At 53.1% G+C, this 12,322-nt stretch carries 10 protein-coding genes; 4 read left to right on the top strand and 6 right to left on the bottom strand.

Features of this window, described 5'->3' with window-relative positions; all coding sequences use genetic code 11:
* Positions 1–35: 35 nt before the first annotated feature.
* Both AC2FH2_RS16350 and AC2FH2_RS16345 read right to left on the bottom strand, forming a co-directional pair.
* Positions 36–1,622, bottom strand: a complete 1,587-nt coding sequence (locus tag AC2FH2_RS16350) for an MFS transporter (RefSeq protein WP_496824430.1) — start codon at positions 1,620–1,622, stop codon at positions 36–38.
* Between the two features lie 79 nt (positions 1,623–1,701).
* Positions 1,702–2,589 (bottom strand): AEC family transporter, encoded by an 888-nt coding sequence (locus tag AC2FH2_RS16345; RefSeq protein ID WP_281995858.1) that lies wholly within the window; start codon positions 2,587–2,589, stop codon positions 1,702–1,704.
* Between the two features lie 211 nt (positions 2,590–2,800).
* Here AC2FH2_RS16345 and AC2FH2_RS16340 point away from each other — a divergent pair, with 211 nt between their 5' ends.
* Entirely contained in the window at positions 2,801–3,610 is an 810-nt protein-coding gene (locus tag AC2FH2_RS16340; protein WP_142639130.1) for a division plane positioning ATPase MipZ, read from the top strand.
* Positions 3,611–3,709: 99 nt separating this feature from the next.
* On the opposite strand, the gene AC2FH2_RS16335 is transcribed toward AC2FH2_RS16340, so the two are convergent.
* The 4 genes from AC2FH2_RS16335 to AC2FH2_RS16320 all read right to left on the bottom strand — a co-directional run bounded on the left by AC2FH2_RS16335 (position 3,710) and on the right by AC2FH2_RS16320 (position 5,737).
* Positions 3,710–4,333: a putative glycolipid-binding domain-containing protein gene (locus AC2FH2_RS16335; protein ID WP_496824429.1), complete on the bottom strand. Its 624-nt coding sequence runs from the start codon at positions 4,331–4,333 to the stop codon at positions 3,710–3,712.
* 71 nt (positions 4,334–4,404) lie between these two features.
* Positions 4,405–5,028, bottom strand: coding sequence for a class I SAM-dependent methyltransferase (locus AC2FH2_RS16330; RefSeq protein WP_142639126.1), 624 nt, complete (start codon positions 5,026–5,028; stop codon positions 4,405–4,407).
* A 37-nt stretch (positions 5,029–5,065) separates the two neighbouring features.
* Positions 5,066–5,284, bottom strand: a complete 219-nt coding sequence (locus AC2FH2_RS16325) for a helix-turn-helix transcriptional regulator (RefSeq protein ID WP_142639124.1) — start codon at positions 5,282–5,284, stop codon at positions 5,066–5,068.
* A 3-nt stretch (positions 5,285–5,287) separates the two neighbouring features.
* A complete protein-coding gene (locus AC2FH2_RS16320) occupies positions 5,288–5,737 on the bottom strand; it encodes a hypothetical protein (RefSeq protein WP_142639122.1) in 450 nt (149 codons plus the stop codon).
* A 945-nt stretch (positions 5,738–6,682) separates the two neighbouring features.
* Here AC2FH2_RS16320 and AC2FH2_RS16315 point away from each other — a divergent pair.
* From AC2FH2_RS16315 to AC2FH2_RS16305, 3 genes are all read left to right on the top strand, one after another.
* The gene (locus tag AC2FH2_RS16315) at positions 6,683–8,254 is read left to right on the top strand and encodes a phosphate ABC transporter substrate-binding/OmpA family protein (RefSeq protein ID WP_496803705.1); all 1,572 of its coding nucleotides are present in this window, start codon (positions 6,683–6,685) and stop codon (positions 8,252–8,254) included.
* Between the two features lie 94 nt (positions 8,255–8,348).
* Entirely contained in the window at positions 8,349–9,371 is a 1,023-nt protein-coding gene (locus tag AC2FH2_RS16310; protein ID WP_271951478.1) for a hypothetical protein, read from the top strand.
* Positions 9,372–9,669: 298 nt separating this feature from the next.
* The gene (locus AC2FH2_RS16305) at positions 9,670–11,946 is read left to right on the top strand and encodes a serine/threonine-protein kinase (RefSeq protein WP_496824426.1); all 2,277 of its coding nucleotides are present in this window, start codon (positions 9,670–9,672) and stop codon (positions 11,944–11,946) included.
* The last annotated feature ends 376 nt before the right edge of the window (positions 11,947–12,322 follow it).

Here is a 12,322-nt window from a genome sequence, read left to right as displayed (position 1 = left end):
ACCGCCCTGACAAGAAACGTGTCAGGATCAATCCCTCAGGAATTCTTCGCGCGTGTCAGATCCGCCGCGCTGTGCACCGGGGGCACAGGGCCGCGCAGCAACATCAACCCCAGCGTCACGCCGATCAGCGCCGCAATCGCCGTCACCATCATGGCGCTGTCAAAAGCGTTGTCCTGCAGGTCGCGTAAAGCATTTGACAGAGCACTTCCCGACGTCGGATCCATGCCGGCGATCAGTTGCTGGATTTGACTGGGCGTTCCGTGGGTCAGCGCATGAGCCAGATCTTCACGGGGGGCCGAGCCGGCCGGTAACGCGTCGATCACTTCGGTAAGACCCCGACGAGAGGTGATGGCTTCGGCAAGCCCGCAGACCACAGCCCCCAACGTAGCCCCGAAATAGAGGCAGGCATTGATTACACCTGAGCCTTGCCCCACATGCTCATCAGGCAAAAGCCGCAACCCAAGACGCGGTAGCAGCGAGAAACAGATACCAAGACCAATGCCGACGATCATCAACTTCCACCAGATCTGCGCATATTGAGTGGGAACTGTAATCGTGGTCAGCAACAAAAACCCAGCGGCCATTGCGCCCAGCCCGATCACAACAGGCCATTGAAAGCTGTAGGGCGCAAGAAATCGGGGCGCGATGACCGAGATCGCGAACATGCTTAGGCTCAACGGCATAATCGCAAGCCCAGCCCCGACAGACGTGTATCCGAATGTATCAGGCGATTGGACGAATGTGTTGAAGTAGACGAAAAAACCAAACAGCATAAAGCCGGTAAGGAACATCCCCGCTGCCGCCATGAAATAGCGCGGATGAAGGAAATAGCGCAGCTCGACCAACGGATCTTCACTGCGGCGCGAAGCCAGCACAAGGCCGACCATGGCCAGCATGGCCACACCCAACGGCACCAGCGTCAACGGTGCCTGCCATCCTCCACTTTCCCCATTGCTCAGGGCAAATGACAGCGGCCCCAGAAACAGCACAAGAGCCACAGCGCCGAGATAATCGAACCGGGCACCGGCCAGTCGCGTGTTCGGTACATAGTTCCGTTTTCTCACGGTCAAGCCAATGATAAACGCGGTGGTCAGCAGGATCAGATCGGTGGCGAATACGGCTCTCCAACTGATGTAATGGGCGAATGCGCCGCCAAGGATAGGGCCGATCCCGATCGACAGTCCGACGATGGCGCCCCATGCTCCGGTAACGCTGGCGCGTTTTTCCTCCGGGGTCGCTGCCGTCAACAAGGGCAACGACGTGCCAAACAGCGCTGCGGCCCCTGCCCCCTGCGCCCCACGGCCAAACAGCATCATCGCCCCGTCCTGCGCGAACAAGGCCGAGGCAGAGCCTATGGCAAAAACGATCATGCCAACCAGAAACACGCCCAGCTTGCCCGTGATATCACCCAGCCGACTGATAATCGTCACCAACGTGGCACTGACCACGGTATAGATGGCCATGACCCATTGCAGGTCCGAAGGCGACAGATCGAACTCATTCTTAAGATCAGGCAGGATGGTCGCAACCGCCGTGGAATTGAAGCCAACAACAACCATGCAAATCGCCGTCATGACCAATACAACGCGTGAGCCAGCATCAGATGAATTCGCTTTTAACATCAAATACGTCCTTAAATACGGGTGGCGGTTTTGGATCGTCACAACGATAGTTTAACAGGAATGTGCAAGCCGCCTAGCTTTAGATCCAGTATGACAGTGCCAGCGGCAAAGCGATGATCGTTGTCAGCGTCGAAACCAGTATGAACCCGGCAACATCGGGGCCGTATTCCGGCACATGCTGGTCTATGAACAAATAGGTCGCCACCGATGACGGCATCAAACAGCACAGGATCACCGCGCCGCGCTCAGCGCCTGTAAAGCCGAAGGTCCAGACCAACCCGCTGGCGATTGCAACTGCCATCACCAGGTGCAAAGCGGTCAGCGTCACCGCACGCCCAAGGCGGTTGACCCGAAGGCTGGCCAATGTGTGGCCCAATGTCAGCAGCATCAGCGGGATGGAAAGCCCACCCAGGATATCGAATGACTTCGCAACAGGCTGAGGCAGGCTATAGCCGCTGGCCATCAGCACCAGCGATAGGACCACCGCATATATGATCGGCGAGGTGGCGAGCTTTCTGGGCGAAAACTCTTTGGCTGGTATCCACATCCCTACAGTGAAGATGCTGACAAGAACGACCACTACAAATGCCATCGTATAGGCCATCCCCGCATCGCCTAACGCAAGCAAGGTGATTGGCAATCCGATATTGCCCACATTCCCATGCATCAGAGGCGTCAGAAAGGCCCGCGCCGGCAGACGCATAACCTTCAGCGCCGCAAATCCCAGAACACCAAACCCGGCAATCGCCAAAACCGCAGCGGCCATCACGTCCAGAAACGTTCCAACAGCGATCTTTGTGGCCGACAGATGCGAGATGATCAGTGTGGGATATCCAACCCGCGAAACGATCGCGCCAATGACCTTGTTGTCAAAGGGCGTTTTGGTCAACGCCAGTACATACCCAGCCCCGGCACAGATCAGCACCGGCAGCACCACATTCAGTACGTTCAGAAACAGATGCTCCAAGCCATGTCTTTCTCACAGTCCTTAAGCCTGGAGATTGAAACATAGTCCCGGCTTTCGCAAGTCAGCGGCCTAAGGGCAGGCTGAGATTTCCGCAACAGGGGCTTTTTATGCAGCCCTACCTTGTTTCGGGTTCTTCCCTTCCCGCTTTCCACAACATATAGTGGCCTGCAACAACGTGTACGCAAACACGGTGAGACTTGGGAATACAGGCATGGCACATATTATCGTAGTGGGGAACGAGAAGGGCGGCGCGGGCAAATCGACTGTGTCCATGCATGTGGCCACCGCACTCGCCCGCCTGGGTCACAAGGTCAGCACCCTGGATCTGGACCTGCGGCAACGCAGCTTGGGACGGTATTTCGAGAACCGGAATAGCTTTCTGAAAAGCGCGGACCTGACCCTTCCCAGCCCCCGCCACCATGACCTGCCCGAGATTGATGCAAGCACGCTGAAACCGGGAGAAAACATCTATGACCACCGCCTCTCAGCGGCCGTGTCCGAGCTGGAAAGCGATAGCGATTTCATCCTGATCGACTGCCCCGGCTCTCATACCCGTCTCAGCCAGGTGGCGCATTCGCTGGCTGATACGCTGATCACTCCCCTGAACGACAGTTTTATCGATTTTGACCTGCTGGCACGCATCGATTCAAAGGGTGAGAAAATTCTGGGCCCGTCGGTCTATTCCGAGATGGTCTGGAACGCACGCCAGCTGCGCGCGCAAGCCGGCCTGAAGCCCATCGACTGGGTCGTTGTGCGCAACCGCGTCGGTACCCAACGCATGGTCAACAAGGAAAAGATGCAGCGCGCGATCGAGATGCTGTCGCAGCGGATCGGCTTCCGGGTTGCTTCGGGCTTTTCCGAACGCGTTATTTTCCGAGAGCTGTTCCCGCGCGGGTTGACCCTATTGGACCTCAAGGATATCGGGATCAAACAGCTGAACATTTCGAACATCGCAGCACGTCAGGAATTGCGCGACATGATGAAAGAGCTGAACCTGCCGGGTGTTGAGATCGATTTTTAGAGGCTTTTTACGACGGGTAGACGGACTATACTGCCGCTCACCTGGAAAAACGAAAGTCCGTTTCTGGCAATCGTTTTAGCTTTAGAGCCCTTGTTGGGCCTAAGCTATCACTGCTTTCCAATACTCAGGGTAAACTCGAACGAAACCAAATCCATCGACAGTCAAATTTGCTTCGTATCCACTATTGATCGAAGTGTACCTATAGGTATTCTCGTTCAGCCGCTCATATCGTTGCTTCAGCGGTTTGAATGTCCAGGTTTTATCATCCAACCAAACAGCAGTGAACTCTGCCTGATCTCCAATCCCTAGCTGGAGTCGCTTGATCGCATTCGTGTTCGTGGCCGGTGTAAACCCAAGATCGATGTCGAGCAATTCATCAACAGCATCCACAACTTTGTCATTCGAGGTCCATGTACCATCGTCTTGCTTCACTAAAACAAGATCAACCCTATCTGCCCCAATCCAACGCTGTACGGTGGCGGCGCTACACTCCCATTCGTCATTACAGGTCACGGAATAAGCTATTCTGACAGGAGAATTTTCAACTACGTAGACAGCCATGCCCGAGATTACGCGAGACGTTCCGTTACGGTTAACCGAACAGGCTTCTGTGCCCACGACATCAATCCGTCGCCACATTGTACTTCGCATCATCGCCTCAACCATCGCTATTGCTTTGCTTGCCCCATAGCGGACATTCATGCGTGTATCAGCATAGGTCAATCAGGGCTCTCTCCAGCCGTTCTCGGCGGCGTGCATGAACGGCTGGGTCAGTGTTGTCAGATGTCGAACGACTAACCGCTGTTCCTTGCGATGATGAAAGCAGTCGAACCCGTTTCGGGACGCCACTTTTGTTCAATTTCGAACCCATGAGCTTGCATACGCTCTACAAGGATTTCTTGCGTCAGGGCGCGGATCTTGGGCAATAGGCCGATGGTCCCGAGAGCTGGTATGACGAACTTCTCGAGACCTTCCAGGCAGACCGTCGAGCTGAAGAACAGGCCACCTTCCTTCAAGGAACTACGAACACGGTCCAGTGTCGCGTCAAGATCCAGTACCAAGTGCAGGATCGACATAGCCAGTACGGCATCATACTGTTGACCCTTCGCCGGAATAGGCCAGCACTCGAACGCGCTAACTTCAAAGTTGATGTTCTTGCTACCCTGCGCGTCGGCTTTTTCCCGGGCGATTGAGATCATTTCGGATGAATAGTCGATGGCGTCGATATGGGCGACTTTTGGGGCGTGAATGAGCGCCGTCGTACCTGTGCCACAGCCAAATTCCAGGATGCGGTCTTGGGGGGACAGGTGTCTTGCAGTTATGTCCAGTTTGTATTCATAGGCGGCTTGGTTTTGGACCGGACGGCGGGCATAGGATCTCGCCATCAGATTCCAGAACCGGGTGGGTTTGATGAACATATCTAATCCTTTGGTAGGGTGCAGCAGACGCGATGATTTAGCTGGCGTCTTGGATGTCGAAGACTTTTTCGAGGGGCTTGTCGAATACACGAGAAATCAAGATCGCCAGTTCGAGCGTTGGTGAATATTTGGCGTTTTCAATGGCAACGATGGTTTGTCGGGTGACTCCAACCTTTTCGGCGAGTTCTTTTTGCGTCATTTCATCTGCGTCAAAGCGTAGACGTCTAATATTGTTGGTGATCCTGAGCTTGCCCATGGATCAGTACCCCCGCCGATAGCTAGCAAATTTTACAATATCTGCTGACAGGGATCCGAAGGCCATTCCGAAATAGATGATGTTGAAGCCAGTGAGCGCTGATGCGTTGAGAGCCATGGCGACGACAGCTGAGATAAAACCCGCACCCGCGAAGATAATGATGGCGTAGCTGCCACGGCGCTCGAACATCTTGTCACGTTCATCAACGACGAAGCTGGGTTTGGGTTCGTGAGTAACAATCGCAAACCCAATGTTGAACAGTATGGTGCCGATGATGGTGGCCACGACGCCCAGGGGGATCAGCCAGATCACCATGCGGGCCCAGTTGTTTACAGCGTCTGGGCCATCAAACAATCCAGAGGCATTCATATCCAGAAGCCGTGAAACGACAAATGCACTAACGGCGAGGTTCACGAAGATCGAGACGACCGTATTGCGATCTTGGTAGGTCATTTCTGAAATCCCTATTGGACAGAACACTTCTAGTGAGTCGATTATTACTTACACGTTGTATGAAATATTATACTCAGTGTCAAAAATTATATACCTCACAATCGAAGTGTAGTTGCAGCTTGTGCTCGATGATGGGCATCTACGACTCCAACTGGAGTGCTACGCGTTTGCGACTGGCCCAAAGGTTGTGTCGCCAACTTTTCGAAGACTAGAACCAGCGTTATGCTAGACCCAATTATCCTGCGATCTCAGCAAACACCCGAAAGCCAGAGGTTGTATTACTAGAGAATTGTTTCTTCCGGATCATGTTGACTACCTCAATGCCATCCAGTGTGGCTGAAGCTGATCTAAATGGCTTGAACCCACACATGTGCCGTACGCGTCATTTAAAGTTTGCGACACAACCCCTTCGCTTCAGCAGCGGCAACTTTGGATGATATCGAAGTCCCTCACATAATCCGCAAGGGGCAATTCACACCCGGATTCTGTCCGTTTCGGCAGTTCGCCAAGCTCGCGGCCTAACTCACGAGCGATTGCTGAAACCGCTCGCCGGGTTCAGAACTTTCCAACAGAACCGTTCGAGTGCCCGAAATAGTTAAGAATCACCTGGGTCAAAGGCTGCGAATGCGTGGCAAGAAAGGTATGAGGTTCGTTCTGGGAAATCTCAGGGAAAACCTGAGCCCCTAAAATCACGACTCAATTCGACGTTGAATCGCGTCAGCTTCGGATACAAGCTAAGAAAGAGCGCCAACTGTGGTCAGAATCTGCCTCAAACGTGTCCATAAGTGGGGGGAAGCAAGGCAATTTTATGTATCCCCGCTGCAGCCTTGACTAAACTTCCCGGGTACCGCTACGTCATTAAGAAATTATGAAGGTTGTATCAGATTTTGCGAAACAACCTTGAGTAAAACGAGAATCAATAATCAGAAGTTTGAGGTTAGGAAAATGTTAAATCGGGTCCTGAAAACTACCTCTGGTGCGTTGATGTTGTCCGTCGCGACCATGGCAAACGCTGAAACTGTTCAGTTGAACAGTTTAGACGGCGGAATGACTCTGACCGGAGAGCTAATAGATTTTGATGGCGCCAATTACGAACTCCGAACGGTGGTTGGTACAATCACGGTTGACGCTTTCAAAGTTGAATGCATTGGCGAAGCCTGCCCCAGTCGGAACGAAGGTCCAGTCGAATATGGCATTTCAGGTTCTTCTCGCCTGGTCGATGTCTTATTCGCTGATCTTACGACGCAATTCGGTGAGGAGATTGGCGGCACTGCTTTGCGCTCTGAGGAAGAAGGTGTCGATAAGCTACTGCTCCGTAACGAGCTAGGCGAGTTTTTGGCCGAAGTCTCCTTGATGGGTGGTGACTCCGCAGACGGGATCAAACAACTGGTCGATGGGAACTCAGCACTGGCCGTGACCACACGCCCTGCTCAACCCGACGAGCTGGCGAGCGCATCGCAGGCTGGACTCGGGGATATCACCACGAGTGAAAACGAGAAAATTTTTGCGCTGGACGGTCTAGTTGTTATTACATCGCAAAGTAACCAACTGCGGGCAGTCGCCGAACAGGATCTAGCGCGAATATTTTCCGGAGCCATATCCAACTGGAGCCAGATTGGTGGGCCCGATGCCCCGATCCAGCTTTACATGCGAGCGCCTGAAAGCGGAACTGCGTTGGTTTTCAATGACCTGATCATGAACCCCGTGGGCGCAACATACGCGAGCGATACAAGCTTTTTCGAAACAGACACGGAATTGGCTGCAGCAGTTGCTTCTGATCCGCTTGGTATCGGAATTACCAGCCTCGCAAGTGCTGATGAGGCCAAGGTTCTTGCAATTCGCGGTGTTTGTGGAATTCAGGTTCCAGCGACACCTTTCACCATCAAGACAGAAGAATACCCGCTTAGCCGACGCTTGTATGCATATACCGGCAAAACTGCGCCAGCACAGTTGAACCGCTTCATGCAATTCCTCGAAAGCGAAAAGGCGCAAGAGACAATTGATGCTTCGGGCTTTGTGTCACTTGGTGAATCCCTGCAAGGCCCCAATGAGCAGGGACTACGCTATCTTGGCGCAGTAATGCCAACCGATGCAGAGGTTACCCTGAAACAGTTGCAGGAAATGTCGGCTGAGCTGTCCGGTGCCGACCGTAGTTCTATAACCTTTCGGTTTGCATTCGGATCCTCTCGCCTGGATACGCGGGCACAGGACGACATAAGGCGCCTTGCTTCGTTGCTTGCCAAGGAAGAAACCACAAACAAAGAACTTCTTTTGATCGGATACACAGACTCTGTCGGCGCTGGGGGATCCAACCGGTCACTCAGTCAGCAGCGTGCCAAACAAGTTAGCAATGCGTTGCTACAAGCAGCGCCTACCAACAGCCTGGACGGGTTAACCATCCGAACTCTGGGTTATGGTGAGATCTCGCCGCTAAGTTGCAACGACACTGAGAATGGTCGCCGTATCAACCGCCGAGTGGAAGTCTGGTTGCGAGACGTTGTCACCACATCCCAGTAGCGAAGCGCCAACTCAGCTTCGGAACGGGAATACAACGGTCAGTGACCAAGACGATAATTCAATGGAGTAACGTCGTATGAGAATGCTCGCAGTATTGGCCAATGTTTTCCTACTGCAATTGTCAGGGGCGGCTGTCGCGCAGGAAGACCCATACAAATCCGCAGTAGACAGCTGGCTCAATGGTAGCGAGGCCGTAGGCCTGCAAGGTTTGTCGGAAGCGGCCAGTCAGGGGAACACATCGGCGCAAATGATCCTTGGTCAGATCGATCGCGATACTGTACCTGGAGGATTTTCCGATTACTTGATCAATCATCAGGCACGAGACCAGCTTCTTCGTGCACCGGATCCCGATAAGGGAACCGTAAACTGGTTGCTTGCTCTGAGCAATCCTGCCCTACAAAAACACGGCGAGGCCATCTTTGGATATCGGGTTGGTCGTCAGCCAATCAGCAATGCGATAGCACTGCAAACTCATGGTGAGATTGAAGGCGCCGAGTATGTATTGTGGAATACACTGAATAACGGCCGCTTTGATCTGATCAATTCCATGCCTTCAGAAAACTACGGCCTGTCCGAAGCCGGTTTTCTCAAGTGGATCGAAGCTTATATGGCGCGGGAAAACAAGGCGATCACGATGCGGGCCTTTGTGGAAGAATCCAATCCCAAACGTGTTTCGGGGTTGTTGGGTCTCAAACGACTGGCACGACTGTTGAACCTCAATCAGCATTTTTCCGACGAAGCCAACCAGTTCACGACAGTGATGCTGGGCCGGGGCTCGGACTTGCCTGAAAGTGTCGATTTGGTTCGCTTGAACGAAAGCATTTCTCGCATCAGTGAAACCGATAAATACTTGAACATCGTAAAACGCTACTGCGACTCATGCGAAGGTGAAACAGTAGACTACGATTGCGTGGTTCAGGCTCTGGAAATCATAGGTGGCTACAAGACGCTGATGTCCATCCGCACCCCAGTTGAGGGGTCAATTGACCAGGCTACATTCATGAATTCTAATCGTTCGGTCGAAATCTTCGCGCAGTTGGTAAACAACATGCGCCGCCACTACTCTCGTGGCATTCGATCGTCTTGCATTGCCGCTAATCTGAAAGCCAAGATCTAACATATAGCTAAAACAAGGTTTGATTGAGATTATCACATGTTTGAAGGCGTCGTGAACCTTTGCAAAATAGCTTAACCGTTCAATGGTTCCGGTTCCGATAAAGCAAAAGTAAAACGTTTGTATTTACTGACTTCCTACGCTGACCAACTTGGATCGAACAGTGTGCATACTGGAAATCACGAAACAAACGGACTCGCGTAAAGAGTGTGTATAACTGAGAAACGTTTTGTGATTGGAAATTGAATAATTCCTGATGTGCAAGGGACGATAACGGACGGGACGAGGCATGGGCAACGTAATGAAACTAGTAACGACTGGTGATGAAGATACGGGTCAGATGATCGGAGCCTCTTCCGCAGATGATCTCCCTGCCGGCGCCCGGTTGTTGCATGGTCAGTACAAAATTGACCACTACCTGAACAGCGGCGGCTTCGGCATTACCTATCTGGCCAATGACAGTCTCAACCGCAAGGTGGTCATCAAAGAGTGTTTTCCAGCCATGTTCGCGCGCCGACAGAATCTGCTGGTGAAGGCTCGTGTGCAAAAACACAAAGAAGATCTTCGCCAGATTGTGCGGCACTTCATCAACGAAGCCCAGCGCCTGGCAACTATGGATCACCCCAATATCGTTGGTGTGCACCAAGTCTTTGAGGACAACGACACCGCCTATATGGCACTGGACTTCGTTGAAGGCCCGGACCTTTTGGACGCAATCGACGACGCTGAAACCCAGCTGGACGAAGCCGATGTCATGTCGATCCTGCGGCAGATTCTGGATGCGGTCGCATTTATGCACAAGCAAGGGATGTTGCATCGGGACATATCGCCTGACAACATTCTGGTCGGACCCAACAAGATACCTGTATTGATTGATTTTGGTGCTGCGCGTGAGCAAAATAGGAAAACAAACCGTGTTTTGTCTGCCTTACGCGCAGTCAAGGATGGCTATTCCCCACAGGAATTTTATGTCACTGACGGCGTGCAAGGACCGTTTAGCGACCTCTATTCCTTGGCGGCAACATTCTATCATGTGATCACCGGAGAGCGCGCGCCAGACAGCCAGACTCGGGTTTCTGCGATTGCCGAGCAAAAGCCCGATCCTTGCAAACCTTTGCAGGGGCGCTTTGATAAGTATGATGACGTCTTTCTCGAAGCGCTCGACAAGGCTATGTCGGCGATGCCAAAGGATCGCTTTCAAACCGCTGATGAGTGGCTCGAGGCGATAGATCACTTGACCGAACCGACCGCCGTTGAACAGGATGTTAGAGTTGCGGTCTCTTCATCCGGAGGAATCAACCGTGTCGCAATAACCGGCGGGCTGCTGGCATTTGGAGTTGTAGGTGCCGTAGTCGGCGTGCTGGCCATCGGAGCATTTTCACCATCCTCCGAGCCACAAGCAACGCAAGAGGACGTTTTGGCTGCCGAAGCTGAAGCCCGCGCCCAAGCTGAGATCGAAGCAGCGGCGACAGCAGAAGCAATCGCAGATGCCACCGCACGGGTCGCAGAAGCCGAGGCACGACTGGCCCAAGCCGAAGCCCGCGCGCAGGCAGAGACCATAGCGCGTGCTGAGGCCGAAGCCGCAGCTCAGGCAGCGGCTCAGGCCGAAGCTGAAGCCCGCGCCAAAGCGGCAACCGAATCGGAAGCTCGTGCACAGGCTGAGGCCGAAGCGGCTGCTCAGGCGGCGGCCCAAGCCGAAGCCGAAGCACGTGCCAAAGCCGCTGTCGAGGCAGAAGCACGCGCGCAAGCCGAGGTTGAAGCGGCCGCCAAAGCCGCGGCAGAGGCAGAAGCGCGCGCGCAGGCCGAAGTCGAAGCGGCAGCCAAAGCCGCAGCAGAAGCGCAAGCCCGAGCACAGGCTGAGATCGAAGCAGTCGCAATGGCGATGGCAGAGGCAGAATCGCGCGCGCAGGCTAGCGTTGAAGTTGCTGCTAAAGTGAGCACTGGCGACACAGATCAGGCGAATGTCGAAGCTGATACTACCACTCAAATCGTTCAGGATTTAGGGCCGACTTCAGTGAAATCTGAATGGAAGGTTCTTCTGCCTTTTGTAGCGTCGGCGGATAGTCCCGATACTGTGGAATACGTCGCTAGCGAGGCCCCGGTTTGGGTTCACGCGGGGCTGCGTATTGACTCTGTCAATGGGATTGAAATCAATGATCTGAACTCCATCGCTGCCGTTCTACTTCAATCTGGGGCTACTCCTTCGCAAGAGGGAACCATGGATGTGACCATCGGGCTTTCAAACCCAAGAGACGGTGTAGAAGTGCGGGACGTTACACTGGGTGTCGTACAAGACACGACCTTGTCGAATGGCGTCGTTTTTCAAACTCAATATGCTGAGAATGGAAAATGGGTTACGAGCGTGGTTCATGTCCCAGAAGATGTAGGCCCAGGCACAACTCTGAAACCGAACGACCAGCTGACAGCATATTTTCCGACGGATGAAAATATCGATGGGCAAGATACGATTGCCGATCTTCTGCGTGCAGGTTTGAATGACGGCCAGACTGACTTCAAGTTCACGGTCAGAAGAGGCACTTCTTTGTGGCTGGCGGACTTGCACTACGTGGGCAAGTAATAGAGAGATCATGGCTGAACGCAGTGTGCGAGTTGACCACGCCACATTGAATAGGTGGGTTGTGAAAAAGCATAACACTGGTTCTAGTCTTTCGAAAAGTTTGCGACACAACTGTCTGGGCGTGCGTAACAGACAAAGATAACGAAACCGGTATTTTTCATTTCACCGTATATGGTGAGAGTGAGCCAAAGTTCTCTGAACAAGCCGGTGTTCTGAGCAGCGGTATGGTTACTCGTCGGTTGTTTCTGTGAACCAACGGTATTTAAATTCAGTAGGACAATATGGCTCGCAGAGATGAAAAGCGCATATATAGAATGTGAACGTTGGATGAACGGTATTTCCATGCGAAAAGATGGCTAGGCCTTATTGTTTGGAA

Source organism: Ruegeria sp. YTSA105, assembly GCF_059610225.1.
This window is presented reverse-complemented; position numbering and strand designations above follow the sequence as displayed.

Coding starts and splice junctions, on each gene's coding strand:
- AC2FH2_RS16350 (WP_496824430.1), bottom strand. CDS start 1,622: ATGTTAAAAGCGAATTCATCTGATGCTGGCTCACGCGTTGTATTGGTC.
- AC2FH2_RS16340 (WP_142639130.1), top strand. CDS start 2,801: ATGGCACATATTATCGTAGTGGGGAACGAGAAGGGCGGCGCGGGCAAA.
- AC2FH2_RS16330 (WP_142639126.1), bottom strand. CDS start 5,028: ATGTTCATCAAACCCACCCGGTTCTGGAATCTGATGGCGAGATCCTAT.
- AC2FH2_RS16325 (WP_142639124.1), bottom strand. CDS start 5,284: ATGGGCAAGCTCAGGATCACCAACAATATTAGACGTCTACGCTTTGAC.
- AC2FH2_RS16320 (WP_142639122.1), bottom strand. CDS start 5,737: ATGACCTACCAAGATCGCAATACGGTCGTCTCGATCTTCGTGAACCTC.
- AC2FH2_RS16315 (WP_496803705.1), top strand. CDS start 6,683: ATGTTAAATCGGGTCCTGAAAACTACCTCTGGTGCGTTGATGTTGTCC.
- AC2FH2_RS16305 (WP_496824426.1), top strand. CDS start 9,670: ATGAAACTAGTAACGACTGGTGATGAAGATACGGGTCAGATGATCGGA.